Annotated in this window: 17 protein-coding genes; 10 read left to right on the top strand and 7 right to left on the bottom strand. The window is 52.2% G+C overall.

What is annotated here, in order from left to right; translation table 11 throughout:
- Nucleotides 1–44 precede the first annotated feature (44 nt).
- The 3 genes from H7F31_RS27130 to H7F31_RS27120 form a co-directional block, all read right to left on the bottom strand.
- Entirely contained in the window at nucleotides 45–944 is a 900-nt protein-coding gene (locus H7F31_RS27130) for a TIGR03943 family putative permease subunit (protein WP_187101341.1), read from the bottom strand.
- On the bottom strand, nucleotides 941–2,023 hold the full coding sequence (locus H7F31_RS27125) for a permease (protein WP_187101340.1): 1,083 nt from the start codon (nucleotides 2,021–2,023) through the stop codon (nucleotides 941–943). Before H7F31_RS27125 ends, H7F31_RS27130 begins: the two co-directional genes overlap by 4 nt.
- Nucleotides 2,024–2,150: 127 nt before the next feature.
- Nucleotides 2,151–2,342 (bottom strand): DUF5325 family protein, encoded by a 192-nt coding sequence (locus H7F31_RS27120; RefSeq protein ID WP_087570527.1) that lies wholly within the window; start codon nucleotides 2,340–2,342, stop codon nucleotides 2,151–2,153.
- Between the two features lie 139 nt (nucleotides 2,343–2,481).
- Here H7F31_RS27120 and H7F31_RS27115 point away from each other — a divergent pair, with 139 nt between their 5' ends.
- Entirely contained in the window at nucleotides 2,482–2,691 is a 210-nt protein-coding gene (locus tag H7F31_RS27115; RefSeq protein WP_187101339.1) for an alpha/beta-type small acid-soluble spore protein, read from the top strand.
- Nucleotides 2,692–3,107: 416 nt separating this feature from the next.
- Here H7F31_RS27115 and H7F31_RS27110 read toward each other — a convergent pair whose 3' ends face one another.
- Nucleotides 3,108–4,094 (bottom strand): metal-dependent hydrolase, encoded by a 987-nt coding sequence (locus H7F31_RS27110; RefSeq protein WP_187101338.1) that lies wholly within the window; start codon nucleotides 4,092–4,094, stop codon nucleotides 3,108–3,110.
- 95 nt (nucleotides 4,095–4,189) lie between these two features.
- Here H7F31_RS27110 and H7F31_RS27105 point away from each other — a divergent pair, with 95 nt between their 5' ends.
- The gene (locus H7F31_RS27105) at nucleotides 4,190–4,480 is read left to right on the top strand and encodes a hypothetical protein (RefSeq protein WP_187101337.1); all 291 of its coding nucleotides are present in this window, start codon (nucleotides 4,190–4,192) and stop codon (nucleotides 4,478–4,480) included.
- 76 nt (nucleotides 4,481–4,556) lie between these two features.
- On the opposite strand, the gene gerQ is transcribed toward H7F31_RS27105, so the two are convergent.
- A complete protein-coding gene (gene gerQ / locus H7F31_RS27100; protein ID WP_187101336.1) occupies nucleotides 4,557–5,105 on the bottom strand; it encodes a spore coat protein GerQ in 549 nt (182 codons plus the stop codon).
- 213 nt (nucleotides 5,106–5,318) lie between these two features.
- Here gerQ and cyoE point away from each other — a divergent pair, with 213 nt between their 5' ends.
- A complete protein-coding gene (gene cyoE / locus H7F31_RS27095; protein WP_087570589.1) occupies nucleotides 5,319–6,224 on the top strand; it encodes a heme o synthase in 906 nt (301 codons plus the stop codon).
- A 39-nt stretch (nucleotides 6,225–6,263) separates the two neighbouring features.
- Nucleotides 6,264–6,878: an SCO family protein gene (locus H7F31_RS27090; RefSeq protein ID WP_187101335.1), complete on the top strand. Its 615-nt coding sequence runs from the start codon at nucleotides 6,264–6,266 to the stop codon at nucleotides 6,876–6,878.
- A 37-nt stretch (nucleotides 6,879–6,915) separates the two neighbouring features.
- Here H7F31_RS27090 and H7F31_RS27085 read toward each other — a convergent pair whose 3' ends face one another.
- Both H7F31_RS27085 and H7F31_RS27080 read right to left on the bottom strand, forming a co-directional pair.
- Nucleotides 6,916–7,287: a ribonuclease M5 gene (locus H7F31_RS27085; RefSeq protein ID WP_187101334.1), complete on the bottom strand. Its 372-nt coding sequence runs from the start codon at nucleotides 7,285–7,287 to the stop codon at nucleotides 6,916–6,918.
- Between the two features lie 416 nt (nucleotides 7,288–7,703).
- Complete coding sequence (locus H7F31_RS27080) at nucleotides 7,704–8,873, bottom strand: MFS transporter (protein WP_187101333.1); 1,170 nt, start codon at nucleotides 8,871–8,873, stop codon at nucleotides 7,704–7,706.
- Nucleotides 8,874–9,030: 157 nt separating this feature from the next.
- Here H7F31_RS27080 and H7F31_RS27075 point away from each other — a divergent pair, with 157 nt between their 5' ends.
- From H7F31_RS27075 to H7F31_RS27050, 6 genes are all read left to right on the top strand, one after another.
- A complete protein-coding gene (locus H7F31_RS27075; RefSeq protein WP_087570534.1) occupies nucleotides 9,031–9,480 on the top strand; it encodes a hypothetical protein in 450 nt (149 codons plus the stop codon).
- Nucleotides 9,481–9,520: 40 nt separating this feature from the next.
- Nucleotides 9,521–11,626 carry a peptidoglycan D,D-transpeptidase FtsI family protein gene (locus tag H7F31_RS27070; RefSeq protein ID WP_187101332.1) on the top strand — a complete coding sequence of 702 codons (2,106 nt, stop codon included), beginning with the start codon at nucleotides 9,521–9,523 and terminating at the stop codon, nucleotides 11,624–11,626.
- 219 nt (nucleotides 11,627–11,845) lie between these two features.
- Nucleotides 11,846–12,814 carry a metal ABC transporter solute-binding protein, Zn/Mn family gene (locus H7F31_RS27065; protein WP_315970528.1) on the top strand — a complete coding sequence of 323 codons (969 nt, stop codon included), beginning with the start codon at nucleotides 11,846–11,848 and terminating at the stop codon, nucleotides 12,812–12,814.
- Between the two features lie 43 nt (nucleotides 12,815–12,857).
- Complete coding sequence (locus H7F31_RS27060; protein ID WP_187101331.1) at nucleotides 12,858–13,679, top strand: metal ABC transporter ATP-binding protein; 822 nt, start codon at nucleotides 12,858–12,860, stop codon at nucleotides 13,677–13,679.
- A complete protein-coding gene (locus H7F31_RS27055) occupies nucleotides 13,676–14,626 on the top strand; it encodes a metal ABC transporter permease (RefSeq protein ID WP_187101330.1) in 951 nt (316 codons plus the stop codon). Before H7F31_RS27060 ends, H7F31_RS27055 begins: the two co-directional genes overlap by 4 nt.
- On the top strand, nucleotides 14,623–15,525 hold the full coding sequence (locus tag H7F31_RS27050; protein ID WP_187101329.1) for a metal ABC transporter permease: 903 nt from the start codon (nucleotides 14,623–14,625) through the stop codon (nucleotides 15,523–15,525). The genes H7F31_RS27055 and H7F31_RS27050 overlap by 4 nt, the downstream gene beginning before the upstream one ends.
- Nucleotides 15,526–15,554: the final 29 nt, after the last annotated feature.

The following is a 15,554-nucleotide window of genomic DNA, read 5'->3' as shown; positions in this document are numbered from 1 at the left end:
CAAGGTTGCGGTGCGGAACCAGCCGTCGCTGAAGCTATGTTCCCTTAGAATCCGAATTCCAGATCGGGATACACATATGGAGAAGCAGGAGCCGGAATTCGTTCGATTTTGGTCAATTCAACCGTAAGTATATCGTTCCCCATATAATTCGAGATAGAAAGCTTTCCCGTGCCCTTGACCCAGTCGTCTTCGACGTACTCGTTAGCCTTAGGCCATGTCGTCATCAGACCGTAAGGAAGCGCGTCGGCCGAGCAGCAATTCATGGCGAACCGGCTGATCGCCATTCGATCCTCTCCCATATCTTCCTCGCGATAGATGAAGCCGCTTATTTCGATTTCTTTGCCCATAAACGCGTCGCGATACAAATCAAGCGCGGTCAACGTTTCGATGAATAGGCTCTCCGGGACCTCGATGAGGGGCTGTTCGTACAGCTGCTTGGCGAGCCTGGCGTGATCGACCGTATATTCGTCATAGGGGAACAACTCGTCCAGGGTATTGTCGTTATTATTGCCCGGGCTGCCTTTCGTTGACAACGAAACAGGATCCGAGCTTGTCTCTGTCGCAGACCGCGATATCGTTTCGTTGCCCGTGAAGCTCATTCCCTTCTTCGCGGCCAGTGCGCTGCCCAAAGTACCGGTAGGGGTCAGGAAGCCAAGAGCCAAAGGAAGGATAAAAAGACTGTAAACGAAGATGTTCTTTGTCCTCGACGAAGAATGTTGATGATCGCAATCGCAATCCGCGGCATGCGATTTTCTGCGCGCTTTGAGCGCTGCGTACAGCTGGTAGATGGCGGCCGCATATAATCCTATTGCGGATAGCTTCACGAGCAGCTCCATTTTCGGAGCGATAAAAAGCGTCATGTCGCCCGTGCGGAACAAATAGACGATTAACATGGCAAAGCCCGCAAGAAGCAGGAAGCGGATAAGATGCTGGGTCGTCGTCATAGAATCACCTCGGCTATGAGAGTTGCGGCTACGGTCAGTACAGCGGTCAGCGCTATAAGCAAGGCGACGATCCGGAGCTTGAAAGTGGACATCAGCATTAGCGTATTTTTGAAATCGACCATGGGACCGAATACCAGGAAGGCAAGAAGCGGTCCCGGCTGGAAGATGCCGTTGAACGAAGCAGCGATAAAGGCGTCGGATGTAGAGCAAATGGAAAGAATAAATGCAAAAGCCATCATGAACGGATAAGCAAACATGGGCTCGCCCGCGAAGCCGACCAATACGTCTCTGCCTACGACCGTCTGAATCATGGCTGTTAGCAACGCGCCGATAAGCAGATACTGTCCCATCTCAAAAAATTCTTCGGAAGCATGCGACATCGTAGCGGAAATTTTGCTTCTGATCCGCCCCTTCTTAACGTCAGTGGTGTTATGTGGATGGGGATTAGACTGAACATGATCATGCGCATGAACGTTATCATCATGGTGAAAGCGGGCGACGCCTTGAGCGGCATGTCTGCCATCGGTCCGCAATGGGCTTTGTTTCATAAACCTGGACAGCAGCAGTCCAATCAAAACGGCGATGACAAACGCCGCGATCATACGGGCGTATGCGATCTCCGGGCTTGTACGAAAAGCCATGAAGGTAGACGAGAACACAATGGGATTTACGATGGGTCCCGCAAGCAGATATACGATTCCTATGTAAGCCGGCATCCCCTTGCGAATCAATCGTCTGACGACAGGGATCATCCCGCATTCGCATAAGGGAAAGAAGATTCCCAACAGTCCTCCGACCAGGACGCCGGCAACGGGGTTGCGAGGCATCATACGGCGAATCATCTCATCCGTAACGAATACTTGAAGCAGCGCGGAGAACAAGATACCGAGCAAGATGAACGGGAATGCTTCCAAAATAATGCTGATAAATAAAATTTTGAAGGATTGAAAATGGGCAGGATTCAATATGACGTCCCATGCAACGGCAGGCAGCTCGCGATTCGTCGCAATTAGGAAAATCATGATCAAACAGCCGATTGCTAGAGCAGGCGTGCCTATCCGGAATAACGCGGTTCGCATATGTACATCCTTCCTCTTCGCGACTAATTAGTAATAATTACGATATGGATCGGTACTCATACTATAACCTATGCGAAAAAGTCTGTCGATAGGACAACTATTCGGTAAAAGAAAAAAAGGAGAAGGCTTATTCCCCGTTACGGGCCTTCTCCGCCTTGCGTCGAAGTTTTGCTTTTACGATAAAACCTGCCCCTATGCTAAAGAGCGACAGCATGCCGAACAACAGGACGAACCAACCGTTATAACTGATGGATATCGCCGTCGCGCTCATGAACAAAATGGACAATACGGCAAAAAACATGGACAATGTTTTGGACATAATAGAAACTCTCCTTGACGCTTTGAAACAGCGTAAAATATTTTTGAAGCTTGCAGCATAGTTTGCAGAGATGTGCACATAATAAGTTTGCAAGCTTGCAACACACAAACAAGTGCAGAGGACGAAAGGAGAATACCTGATGTCACGTAGCAACCAACTTATTGTCCCACAAGCATCGCAAGCACTGGAGCAATTAAAACTTGAGGCAGCACAGGAATTGGGCGTTCAAATTCCGGCAGATGGCTATTATGGTAATGTAACCAGCCGCGATGCAGGTTCGCTTGGCGGTTATATCACGAAGAAGCTTGTCCAAATCGCCGAGCAACAATTGTCCGGTGGATACCGTTAAGCGACTATTATACACAAGCGATCGTCAGAGACCCAAGGGAAACCTTGGGTTTTTTTATTGTGGGAATTATGCGATTCCCAGACTTGTCCACTTGTGAACAAAGGATTAAAAAATCTAACAGACACCAGCAACGCTATTTGTCCGATTTTAACAACAAACAAAATCTAACGGACAGGAAAAACACTATTGGGTCGTATTGAAGCCAAATGGTGCTTTGAAGGTGTCAATAAGGTCGTGTTTGTCCGTTAGATTTTTTAAAACCTAAATAAACGAAGAATAGCGTCATTTATGTCCGATAGGCGGAAGCGACTTGGAAAGCCCCCCAAATAAAAGCCCCTTACCATTGTGGGGGAAGGGGCCTGCTTAAGTCAATCACCCCGTCTTCGCTCATGCCGAAGACGTAAGACGTTAATACGTTAATACGTATCCATGCGCAGCCGCTTCATCAACCGCTCCTCGCTCAGCCAGCCCACATAAGAGCCTACCGTCTCGTATTGCTTGTTCATAAGAAGTACGGCGACGAAAGGATATTGCTTGCGGTGACGGTACCTGACATCGCACCATCGGACTTCATACCCCCAGGAGTGCTCCTTGACATCGGCGCAAGCAAAGCTTGTAAAGTAAAGGAAAGAACGGATGGCCGCATCGTTCTTGGACTTCTCGACTGCAGGATGGCTGGAGCACCGTACTTTGTCGACCCAACTAAGCTTGCTCCCCCTTAAATTGCCGACGTAGAACGTGCCGTCCTCGCTTTGCTTGACGATATTCCAGATTGACATCGAGATGGTCGGAATGGCGAAATACGAATCTTTCGGCCGATGGCTCGCATCAAGCTTGCGAATTCTGCGGACCGTTGCTTTAGCGGCGAACGTCCGCCAGACGAAATAACCGGCAAGGAACAGGTACATGACCGGAAACAGAATTGCGGGATTTACGAGCCCCGTTGCCCACAGTAAAATAGCTATTAGGTGAGCCGAAAAAATGAGCGGGTCGAAGATATGGATAATGTTCCAGGAAATCCATTTCTCATTAAAGGGACGCATGGCTTGGGTGCCGTATGCATTAAACAAATCGGTGAATACATGAAGAACGACCGACAGCAGTACCCATCCTCCGACGTGCAGCCAAGGCAGGCTCCCTCTGTAAAACAGCTGCAAAATAAGGGTGATCGCTGCCGACCATATCAGAATGGCCGGAATGGAGTGCGAAAGTCCCCGATGGTTGCGAATGTAGCATGCGTTCCCCTTGAGTCTGAGCAGATTGTCGAGATCGGGAGCTTGGGAGCCCGCGACCGTGCCGAGCAGCACGGCAGTGTGAACGACTGGACTTGCGGCGACAACGGGATCAACCGCGGCGAGACCGGCCAAGCCGATACCCATTACCAAATGTGTTCCTGTATCCATTGGCGGTATGCCAACCTCCTTCATGATGTGCGATTAAGCATAGTATCGCCCGAAGTGGGATAACTTTATCACGATCGAAAGGAGACTTGCGCCAGATGTTTATTACTTTCGCGGAATATCGGATCAGCCCTGAATTTCAGGAGCAATATGAGGCGGCAACGAAATTATTATTGACGGAAACGGAGGGCGTCGAGCTGTACGAGGGGACGGATCAGCCGGGCTTGTTCGTCGAAATCTGGAGAGCAGCCGATGTTGCACAGGCAGAGCGAATCAAAAAAGAACGCTGCAGCGAGCGTTCTTCTTGGGCTGTATTGACACCGATGATACTTGGCGGTTCAGCCAAACTTCATGTATGGACGTTCCAGCCTGCTCATTCGCCTTCCTGAGACATCGCGCAACGTCGTCCAGGGGTAACGAACCATGCGATTGACAGTTGGCTTAGAGAGCTGGATAGATAAAGGATTATTGTCCGTTCATGCCGGTTGTGTCCGTCAGCGGAGTGCTGGGTGTTACAACAGAACCATGGAACGGGTACTCGTAATTGATTGGTCCGTCGAACGTGACGTAATCCAGGTTAAGCATGAGAAGCAGGTAACGCATACCTGTTGAAGGATCGCTGATAATAATATGATCGCGGCCGGCAGCTTCGATAATTCCTTTAAATATCTTGGCATTCCATTCGGAATTGTTCTCGTAAGTCATGTAGAACGTCGCGAGCTTGCCGCGATTCAAGCGAAGAATGTTTTCGACATAGGATTCTTCCATAGCCGGCAACGTAACCATGTTGCCGCCGCCTGGCGTCATATACGATCCGCTGGGAACGGAGCTGGGAGGCATCATAGCGCTGGTCGGCATCATCGTTCCCTGGGACATGCCGTAAGGCGTTTGTTGTATGCCACGGTTTACGTATCCGTAACCATAACCGTATGGCTGATAACCATATGGAGCCGACGTCAAGCCGATGCTTGCGTCGGAGGTGCTCACTTGTTGCTTGTATCCGAACGTACTCATTTCTAATCGTCCTCGCTTTCATGCGTGTTCATGCTGATTGGGATTTGGTTTGGAGTAGGCGTTACACTACATGGTTAATGTATGGAAGGATGGGCGAATTGGTGACAAAATCGAATTTGGGTGGAATTGTCATCCAAGTGTCGAATTCATGAATAAAGATGGCGAACATTGTCACCGCCCATATTTTTCGGTATGATTAGAAACGGTGCATTAATGATAGAGAGACGCTGCAGGCGTCTTGTCGTAAAACTCGGGAGGCTAGCTTCTGTGCTTAAGGATTTGATTGCTTTAACGAAACCCCGGCTTCTCCGGTTAAATATGTTCGCTGCGATTGGCGGATTCTGGGTAGCTTCCAAATGGGATCTCGACATCCTGCTCATGTTATGGATGTTGGTCGGCTCGACGCTGACAATGGCCTCGGCGACGGTCGTAAACAATTATTGGGATCGCGAGCTGGATCAAAAGATGGAGCGCACGCGCAATCGTACGCTTCCCATGGGCCGAATGTCGCCAACGGCCGTACTTTCTTACGGCATTATACTTGGCATCGCGGGGCTCGCCACTCTGTTTGCATTGGATGTATTAACCGGTCTGCTCGGATTGTTGGGCTGGTTTGTCTATATTGTCATCTACACAATGTGGCTAAAGCGTAGCTCGACGTGGAGCACATCGATCGGCGGAGTCTCCGGAGCAATGCCCCCTGTTATCGGTTACTGCGCGGTAACAAATGAATTGGATGCAGGGGCGTGGCTGCTGTTCGCCCTGTTGTTCCTGTGGCAGCCGGCGCATTTCTGGTCGCTAGCTATTCGAAGGGTTGAAGAATATCGGGAAGCGGGCTTCCCGCTGCTGCCGGTTGTCAAAGGCATCAAGAGGACAAAGCTTCAGATGATTCCTTACGTACTGCTTCTGCTGCCAACTGTTGTATTGTTATACACGTATGGATACGCCGGCATTTATTTCTTGATTATTTCCGCGGCGCTGAGCGTCGTATGGCTTGTACATACCATCAGCGGACTGATGACGAAGGATACGGAGAAGTGGGCTAAGATCAATTTCTTGATCTCGGTCAATTATTTGATGATCGTCTTTGTCGCGATGATTGCGAATACGGTGAAGTAATTTAAGGACAGGCAAAGCCTCATGGAAGGTGGACTGGAAGTGGCATTTTTACGCAAACATGCTTTCAAGATCGCCGTACTGGCATTATGCGCGGTGATGGGCATCTATTTATTATTTACTTATGTTTGGAAGCCGGAAGCGCCGTTGCCCGTAATCAAGCAAGCTCCGGCTTTCGAGATAAACGATATCGACGGCAAACCTGTATCTCTAGCATCGACGAGTGGGAAAGTACGGCTCGTGTACTACTACTTCGCGAACTGCCCGGATGTGTGCCCGCCTACGACATTCCTGTTGGCGGAAGCTCAGGAGAAACTTCGTGAGCAAGGCAAACTCGGAACGGATGTCGAGCTCATCTCCATCACGTTCGATCCGGAGAGGGACACGCCGGAAGTCATTCGCAATTTCGCGGAACGCACCTCGGCCGAGTTGGGCGACGGCTGGCACTTTCTAAGGGGCGACGGGGATGAAACAATTAAGCTGGCCAGCGAGATGAGGATATCGGTTATGAAGGATCCAGGCGGCGAAACGTTCTCCCATATGAACCTCATCGCTCTAATCGACCAAAATGACCAAATCCGTCAACTGATTAAAGGCAGCGACGAAAATCTAACCGCAAATGATATCGTAGACCAGGTCGACAGACTGCTTAAGTAATTGAAGTTGACTGGAATATCAAAAAGGAACTTCCATATCAGAATTTGTCCCAGTTCGGGGCGGGATTGGACGCAGGATACAGGATGTATGCGTCTAGTCCCGCCTTTTCCAGTTGTTCGATCAAATATTCTTCGGGCGTATTCTCAACTCCGTAATATCCGCGCCGAGTATAGATGTGTTCGGCATCGGGGAACAGATCGCTTAAAATGCCGCGTATGCGCCGGCCGGACGAATCGTTGTCCGTAAAGACGAAGATATGTCGGTCGCCGGCTTCTTTGCGCAGGTTCTCCAGCTGAGAGGTGCCGGGCGTCCCGTATGTGCACAGAATCGGCACGCGCTCATCGAGCACGCGGCGCAGCTTGCTTCTGTCGTTTTTGCCCTCAACCACGATGGCTATGTACGGATCCATAGTTAATCCCCTTTCAGACGAACATTTTGAACACGAAATATTAGCTCCAGTTTACCACATAAGAGTTCGTAAGTTTTTCTAAGATGCCGTTTCCTAGATGCCGCTTCAAAGATACAAGGCCGCCCGCGACGCAAACATTATGCGCTGCGGCGGCCTTATCGCGTGAACACTCCGTTAGATGCGGATTACCAGAATCCGGCACATACGATGATTACGAGCAAGATAAACAATACTAGAATAGTGCCTACGTTGTTGTTACCGTAGCCCCCCAAACCTCTGCCTGCGCCTGTCATTATGGAGTCACCCCTCTACGCTAGCGTTAACATCGGACGGCTTGTTGAGTGAGCCGGAGCCTCTGGTCGATTGCCGCCTGATACTCCCATCCTATGAGCGGAGGAGACGAATGCCCTGTGCGATTACCCAGTCTTGGAAAAATGGGTGTTCGGCACAATTACGCGAAACCGGTAGAACGGCAGCAGCGCCAGTGCCAGCATGAGTGCTATAAAGGCGATGTAATACGGCGATACCTGATCGCGAAGTTGCCCTGCCAGCATAGGGCCGAGAAAGGCTCCGACTGAAAAGGCGATGGAAAGCACCGAAAAAGTTCTGCCGTATTTCGTCCCGCCGCTCAATTCGATCAACAGCGTAGACAATGCCGGCAAAATAACGCCCTTCGCCATTCCGACGAACAGCAGCATGACCGCTAACGGAAGCGGCACGTCTGCAGCCATGCCAAAATAAATAAGCGCCAGGCTTAAAGCGCCCCATAACGTTCGTTGAAAGGCGGACAGACGATTAAGAAACAGCATGCTGAGCGTAATAAGCGCTCCAATGCTGACAACGGAGAACAACAGACCGGTCGTCATCATTGCCTCGCGGTTCTTAGCGAGCAGCGGCAGCTCGAAAGAGAGGATGCCCTGAGCGCAGCTAAAGGCAACCGGAAGCAAATAGATGAGCCAAGGAATCGGCAAGGATTGCGCGGGAGATGCAGCTGTACCGATAGAATTTGCTTCCGGAGGCGGCACCCTGTTCAGCTTGCCGTTAATCTCCTTAATGAACACGAGCGCGCAGATCGCCGTGCCGATCAGCACCCAACCCAAAATCGTGAAGGCGGTGGAGAACCCGATCTTGGCGACGAGGTATGCTCCCGCTGCGGGCGAGACGACGGAGGCGAGCGTATGGACAAGTCCGTTGCCTGCCATCAGCTTGCCTTGCTCCGTAATATCATTGGTCAGTCTCGCCAGCAAGGAGAGGCAGGCGGGAGAGAGGAACGCAAGTACAAAGCCGCTGACGGAACGCAGCAATAGCAGCTGCCACGGATCCGTCACGTAGGCCTGGAACAGAAGGATGACCCCGGCTCCAAGCAGACTGAAGACGATGAACAACCGGCTGCCGTAACGGTCCACGCCGTAGCTGGCTAATACATTGCCCGGCAAATGCGTGATGGAATACATGCCCATCATGAGACCGATAAATGACGGGGCAGCTCCGATTGAGATGGCAAACGGCGTCAGGATCGGATATTGGGCATGCAAGTCGAAGAAAGCGACGAACAGAAATAAATACAGCCACAAAGCGGTTTTCAAAGGCGGCTCCTCCTTGCTATCACTTTAACTACTTGTACGCCCTGCCCGGACAAGATATGTCTCCCGTTTCGGGCAATGCCGTTTACGCCCCCCTCCTCCGTAGGCTATAATATTTGGTAGCGCATATGTGGTAGAGATATAATAAGGAGGGTTCCCTATGAATTTTTTGGATTTTTCTTCGTATGATACCGAGACATGGACGACCTTTTTTCAAGAAAATTGGCTTGTGCTCGTTATCGCTCTAGTCGTTCTTCTCATTGTCATTCGCGTTGTAAAGACAATGGTGAAGTGGGCGCTGGCCGCCGTCATCATTATCGGGGTCGTGCTGTACAGCGGCTATTCGCTGGATGATGTTAAAGAGATAGGCACGAAAGTGGTGGACACGGTCAAGCAAGAAGCTGTATCGTTGATGATCGGCGAAGCGGAGAATGCGGAGTACAAAACGAACGCGGACGGCACGTTTACGATTAAGACGACGAATGTGGAGCTGACGGGCAAAGCCGGAGATAACGAAGTCAAGGTATCCGTCAAAGGAACGCCTTCCATTACACTTCAAGTGGACGAGACGATTCGAACATTTATCGAGCAAGCGAAACAAAAAGGTTAACATGCAGGCTGGCAGGTCTGCATGAAGGGAGTGGGCATTCATGCAAGACGATCCGCAAAAGCGGGAGATCGACAATCGGCGCAACTTCTCGTTCCGCCTGAACTTCTTTTTTTTCATTACGTTCGCCTTATTCAGTCTGCTGATCGTCAGGCTGGCGGTGCTGCAATTCGTCGAAGGACCGACGCTCAGCGCGGAAGGTCTGCGAAAGAGTACGCGCAATGACGCTATTGCGCCGATCCGCGGCAATATCTACGATTCGACAGGATATCCCATCGCATATTCCACATCAACCCAATCGCTTTATTACAGCATTCAGCCCGGCAAAGGTTTCGATGTCAAGGCTGAGGAAACGGCCAAGCAGCTGGAGGCCATCTTTAAAGAACTCGGCGATCCCGAGAAAACGATGACGTTCGACGACATTATCTGGCAGATGGACCTCGGCTTCACCAGGAACATCATCTCCACGCCGCGCCGGATCAAGTCTGGCCTGAGCAAGGAAGAAGTCGCCTACTTTATGGAGAATCGAACGACCTTTACCGGCGTCGATATTATGGAGGAGAGCGTCCGCAATTACGATACGAGCTCGATTGCGGTGCAACTGGTCGGATATTTAAAGAAATATAAAGGTGTGCGGGTCAATAACGAGTTCTATACCAAGAAGATGGAAGAGAAGGATCCTCAGCTCAAGTACTTGGAGGAAGAAGAAGTCGGGCTCGATGGCCTGGAGTTTATGTACCAAGACGTGCTTCGCGGTAAAAACGGCTTAAAATCGTATCCCGTCAACAACCAGGAGCAGATTATCGGTCCCATGCAAATTACCAATCCCGAGAAGGGCTCCGATCTGTTCCTGACCATCAACAAAAACGTACAGCTTCATACCGAGAAGTCGATCATGTCGCATCTGGAGAAAATCCGGACGTCACCCAACAAATACGAACGGGCGCCGTACGCCCAAACGGGTTTCGCTGTAGCGATGGAGGTCGATACGGGCAAGGTTGTCGCGATGGCGAGCATGCCCGATTACGACCCCAACATCTGGGCCGGCGGTCGGATAAGTCCGGAGGATTACGAGAACTTCGGCAACGTGCTTCCTAACGGCACCATCCGGACGGTGTATGGTCCTTATGAAACAAAGGCGGAACGCGACCAGCATCCTTCTTCGATTCTGCCGCCAGGCTCGACGTTGAAGCCGCTATCGGTGCTCATCGGTCTTAATGAAGGATTGTTCACTCCATCGACAGTGTTCAACGACAATGGATTGTTCACGTACGGCAAGAAGGGTTATGAAACGTATATCCGAAATTCCCAGAACAAATCTTACGGCCCTATCGACGGGTCCCGCGCCATCGCCCATTCCTCCAACCCGTTCATGGCGGCCATGGTGGGAGACAAATTATTTAGACGAGGTTCAGTAAACGGGAAGTCCAGCGTAGAGATTTGGGACGACTACATGAAGCAGTTCGGCTTGGGCGTTTCGACGGAAAGCGGATTGCCTAACGAAATTCGCGGCGTTATCGAGTATTTCCATGAGGCGGAGGTGGGCAGCCCCCAATCCGCTCTGATTCAAGCTTCGTTTGGGCAGCAGGGGCGTTATACGGCGCTTCAGCTTGTTCAATATACGGCTATGCTTGCGAACAGGGGGAATCGGATGAAGCCGCAATTCGTTAACGAAATCAAAGATTCCGACGGCAATCTGGTTGAGGGGTATACGCCTGTCGTACTTAATTCGATCGATATTCCGGAGGCTTATTGGAAGGAAATCGAGACGGGAATGGAAAAGGTTAGCGTACAAGGTTTCGAAGACTTCGGTCACGAGTTCCGGCGGAAGACGGGAACATCCGAGCAGGATGTATCCAAGCGCCGCGCGGAGAACGCGGTGTTTATCGCGTACGCGCCTGCCGACAATCCGAAGCTGGCGGTAGCCGTCGTTATACCTGACGGGGGCTTTGGCGGCTACGGCGCGGCTCCAATCGCACGCCAAATCTTCGATGCTTATGACGCGGAGTTTGGCCTCGCGGGCACGCCTAACAAGGCTCTGGCTGCGAAGTTGTTCGGCGCAGCTGCCGGCGGCAATGCCGCAACTGGCACGGGCGGAGAAGAAACAAATGTCGCGGGCACGGACCAGCCTGCGGGCAACGAACAGTAATATCGAGAATACGAGAGACGGCTGCAAACGGTATAACGATGCCGATTTGCAGCCGTTTTTTCTGTTCTTTATTATCCCGCTGATGTCCCTTTTAAAAATAAATGTTGCACTACGGAAACAATTTTGTGTATTATAAAAAAAGAGGCGCTGAATAAAATCTTATTACTGAGGGAAAGAAGATTGTCCCGGGTAAAAAACGATAAAGGTGGAGGAATCGGAATGAAGAAAACGGCAAAAACAAATTCCGCGATGAGAAGGTTTATAATGACGCTGCTGTTCTTGACGGTGTCGGCTATTGCATTAGCTGCTTGCGGAAGCGAAGGAAACACGATGACGGGCGGAGACGGCAAAATTGTTGTTACCGCAACGACAGGCATGATTGCGGATATTGCGGCTGAGGTAGGCGGCGATCGTGTCTCCGTAACGGGGCTGATGGGTCCGGGAATCGATCCCCATCTATACAAGGCATCGCAAGGCGACGTTAAGAAGCTGGATGGAGCCGACATCATCTTTTATAACGGACTACACCTGGAAGGAAAGATGGGAGAAATTTTCGAGAAGCTGGAAAACAGCAAGCCGGTTGTAGCCGTATCGAAATACATCGACGAGTCCTTGCTTCATGGCGACTCCAGCGTTGCCGGCGGCGGGACGCATGATCCGCATATTTGGTTTGACGTCAAGCTGTGGATGTCGGCTGTTGAGGTGGTCAGAGATACGTTTAAGGAGAAGGATGCTGCAGGCGCCGATTATTACGAGACTCAGGCAGCGGCCTATCTCGCGGAGCTTGAGGAGCTGGACGCTTACGCGATCCAGCAGATTGCACAAATTCCGGAGAAAAGCCGTATACTGGTAACCGCCCATGACGCTTTCGGCTACTTCGGCGAAGCATATGGATTGCAGGTGAAGGGACTGCAAGGCATGAACACGATGTCGGAATACGGCTCCAAGGATGTAAGCAAGCTGCGGGATTTCCTGGTGGAGAACGAAATCAATGCTGTATTTATCGAATCCAGCGTCTCCTCCAAGTCGATCGAATCCGTGATCGAAGGCGCGAAGGAGCTGGGACACGAGGTGAAGATCGGCGGCCAGCTGTATTCTGACGCCATGGGTGATCCCGGCACCGTGGAAGGTACTTATATCGGAATGGTTAGACATAACGTAGATACGATTGTCAGCGCATTGAAGTAGCTTGAAGGCGAGGCGCTGGCGACAGACGAAAGGAACGAGTGCGATGAGCATATCTAATGCGATTCCAAGAGCATCCGCGGCGGCGACGCAGGGCGCCTCGCCGCTTGCGATAAACGGGCTAAGCGTAGCCTATCAGAAGAAGCCGGTGCTGCGGGGCGTCACCTTCGAGGTGAACGAAGGCGAGCTGATCGGCGTTATCGGACCTAACGGCGCGGGCAAATCGACCATGATCAAGGCGGCACTGGGGCTCATTCCTGCGATCGGCGGAGAAGTGCTTGTGTATGGCAAAAGCCTGAAGAGCCAGCGCAAACTGATCGGTTACGTGCCGCAGCGCGAATCGGTCGATTGGGATTTCCCTACCAATGCGCTTGATGTCGTCTTAATGGGCACATACGGCAGGTTGGGATGGTTTCGACGTCCCGGCGCGAAGGAGAAGGCGTTCGCGCTCGATTGCCTGAGCAAGGTCGGCATGGCTGATTTCGCCGATCGGCAGATCAGCCAGCTGTCCGGCGGTCAGCAGCAGCGTGTCTTCCTGGCACGGGCGCTGGTGCAGGACGCCAAGCTGTACTTCATGGATGAGCCGTTCGCGGGAGTCGACGCAGCGACGGAGAAGGCGATTATTACCTTGTTGCAGGAATTGAAGCGGCAAGGCAAGACGGTTATTGTGGTCCATCACGACTTGGCGACCGTAAAACAATATTTTGATTCCGTGCTGTTGCTCAACGTGGAGCTGCAAGCATTCGGACCGACCGAAACGACATTTACGCAGGAACAGCTCCAGCACACTTACGGAGGGCGACTCTCGTTCCTCGATCCCGGATCGCTTGCCGTCTCTGGCGCAGGCGGCGGGGGTGGGCGGTCATGAGCAATTTCTTTACGATGCTGGCCGATCCCAACATGCGTTGGATCTTCTTCGGCTGCATGCTGCTTGGATTAAGCTCTGGCGTGATCGGCAGCTTCACTTATTTGCGGAAACAAAGTCTGGTCGGCGATACGCTTGCCCATGCGGCGCTTCCAGGCATCTGCATCGCCTTCATGCTGACCGGCGTCAAGTCCATCGGCATCTTCCTGATCGGTGCAACCCTCGCCGGCATCGTAGCGACGTTTGGCATCGGCTACATTACCCGTCACTCCCGGCTGAAGCAGGATGCCGCTCTCGGTATCGTCCTTAGCTCGTTTTTCGGTCTGGGAATCGTGCTGCTGACCTTTATCCAGCATGGCGATTATGGCAATCAGGCCGGCCTCGACAAGTTTTTATTCGGCCAGGCGGCAGCCATGGTTGGCTCCGACGTCATGACGATGTCGGTTATGTCCGCCTTTCTCGTGACGATATGCGCGCTATTGTTTAAGCAATTCAAGCTTATCTCGTTCGATCCCGGCTTCGCGAAGGGACTCGGGTATAACGTTGGTCTGCTGGAGCAGCTTCTTATGCTGCTGGTCGTGGTCGCGGTCGTGGCCGGCGTTCAGGCTGTGGGAGTCGTATTGATCGCCGCGCTGTTGATAACGCCAGCCGTATCCGCTCGTTACTGGACGAACCGGCTGGGCACGATGATCATTCTGTCTGGCGCTTTCGGCGCCCTGAGCGGAGCGCTTGGTACCTGGATCAGCTCCTCCGTGTCGAACCTCCCGACCGGCCCCGTCACGGTGCTGGCTGCGACAGCGGTGTTCGTCCTGTCCGTGCTGCTCGGGCCGGAGCGGGGACTTCTTGCGAAACGCATCTTACAGGCGAGAGTAAAGCGAAGTTTCCTGAAGGAGAATGAAGTTCTTCATACGGCGTCCGGGGACCGAATGAAAGGGGAGACGGCAGGATGAGCGACTTCTGGATTTTGCTAACGGGCAGCCTTGTAGCGGCGTGCTGCGGCATCGTCGGCGTATTCCTCGTACTCCGCAAGATGGCGATGATCGGCGATGCCATCAGCCATTCGGTAATGCCCGGCATCGTGATCGCGTTTCTTATCAGCGGTACGCGAGATTCGCTGGTCATGATGTTCGCGGCGCTGCTGTTCGGATTGCTGACGACGTTCCTGATCGGACTGTTCCAGCGAAGCGGCATTCAATCCGACGCTTCTATCGGCGTCGTGTTCACGGCACTGTTCGCCATCGGCGTTATTCTGGTGAGCTTGTTCGCCAGACAGGTGCATCTCGATCAGGATGCTATTTTGTATGGCGAAATTGCGTTCGTGCACTGGAATCTATGGGAGGTCGGCGGCGTCAGCATGGGACCGAAGGCCGTTTGGCTGCTGGGAGTTACGCTGATCGCGATCGCTGCCGTTATCGGTTTGTTTTACAAGCAGTTCAAGCTGTGCGCATTCGATCCGGCGCTGGCCGCGGCCATCGGCATTCCGGTTGCTCTGTTCCACTACATCCTGATGGGGCTCGTCTCCATGGCAACGGTAAGCTCCTTCGAGAGCGTCGGCGCCATCCTTGTCGTGGGCATGCTCATCATCCCGGCTTCCACCGCATACCTGCTGACGGATCGGTTGGGCATGATGATCGCGCTTAGCATAGCGGTTGGCGTTGCCAGCACGTTCGCAGGTTATGGCGCATCCATTATTCTGGACGCCTCCATTGCGGGTTGCATCGTATGCGCGGCTGGACTATTATTTGTGGCGGCGTTCCTGCTGTCTCCATCGCACGGCTTGATCAGCCGAAGACTTCGACAGCGCAAGCTGGCGGCCGAGACGACTGCCAACGGGGCGGGAGCGGTCTAAATACGGGACCTATCATAATTTGCAGAGAT

This window comes from Paenibacillus sp. PAMC21692, assembly GCF_014303795.1.
Classification (GTDB): Bacteria; Bacillota; Bacilli; order Paenibacillales; family Paenibacillaceae; genus Pristimantibacillus; species Pristimantibacillus agaridevorans.
This window is presented reverse-complemented; position numbering and strand designations above follow the sequence as displayed.

Coding starts and splice junctions, on each gene's coding strand:
- H7F31_RS27130 (WP_187101341.1), bottom strand. CDS start 944: ATGACGACGACCCAGCATCTTATCCGCTTCCTGCTTCTTGCGGGCTTT.
- H7F31_RS27125 (WP_187101340.1), bottom strand. CDS start 2,023: ATGCGAACCGCGTTATTCCGGATAGGCACGCCTGCTCTAGCAATCGGC.
- H7F31_RS27120 (WP_087570527.1), bottom strand. CDS start 2,342: ATGTCCAAAACATTGTCCATGTTTTTTGCCGTATTGTCCATTTTGTTC.
- H7F31_RS27115 (WP_187101339.1), top strand. CDS start 2,482: ATGTCACGTAGCAACCAACTTATTGTCCCACAAGCATCGCAAGCACTG.
- H7F31_RS27110 (WP_187101338.1), bottom strand. CDS start 4,094: ATGGATACAGGAACACATTTGGTAATGGGTATCGGCTTGGCCGGTCTC.
- H7F31_RS27105 (WP_187101337.1), top strand. CDS start 4,190: ATGTTTATTACTTTCGCGGAATATCGGATCAGCCCTGAATTTCAGGAG.
- gerQ (WP_187101336.1), bottom strand. CDS start 5,105: ATGAGTACGTTCGGATACAAGCAACAAGTGAGCACCTCCGACGCAAGC.
- cyoE (WP_087570589.1), top strand. CDS start 5,319: ATGATAGAGAGACGCTGCAGGCGTCTTGTCGTAAAACTCGGGAGGCTA.
- H7F31_RS27085 (WP_187101334.1), bottom strand. CDS start 7,287: ATGGATCCGTACATAGCCATCGTGGTTGAGGGCAAAAACGACAGAAGC.
- H7F31_RS27075 (WP_087570534.1), top strand. CDS start 9,031: ATGAATTTTTTGGATTTTTCTTCGTATGATACCGAGACATGGACGACC.
- H7F31_RS27070 (WP_187101332.1), top strand. CDS start 9,521: ATGCAAGACGATCCGCAAAAGCGGGAGATCGACAATCGGCGCAACTTC.
- H7F31_RS27065 (WP_315970528.1), top strand. CDS start 11,846: ATGAAGAAAACGGCAAAAACAAATTCCGCGATGAGAAGGTTTATAATG.
- H7F31_RS27060 (WP_187101331.1), top strand. CDS start 12,858: ATGAGCATATCTAATGCGATTCCAAGAGCATCCGCGGCGGCGACGCAG.
- H7F31_RS27055 (WP_187101330.1), top strand. CDS start 13,676: ATGAGCAATTTCTTTACGATGCTGGCCGATCCCAACATGCGTTGGATC.
- H7F31_RS27050 (WP_187101329.1), top strand. CDS start 14,623: ATGAGCGACTTCTGGATTTTGCTAACGGGCAGCCTTGTAGCGGCGTGC.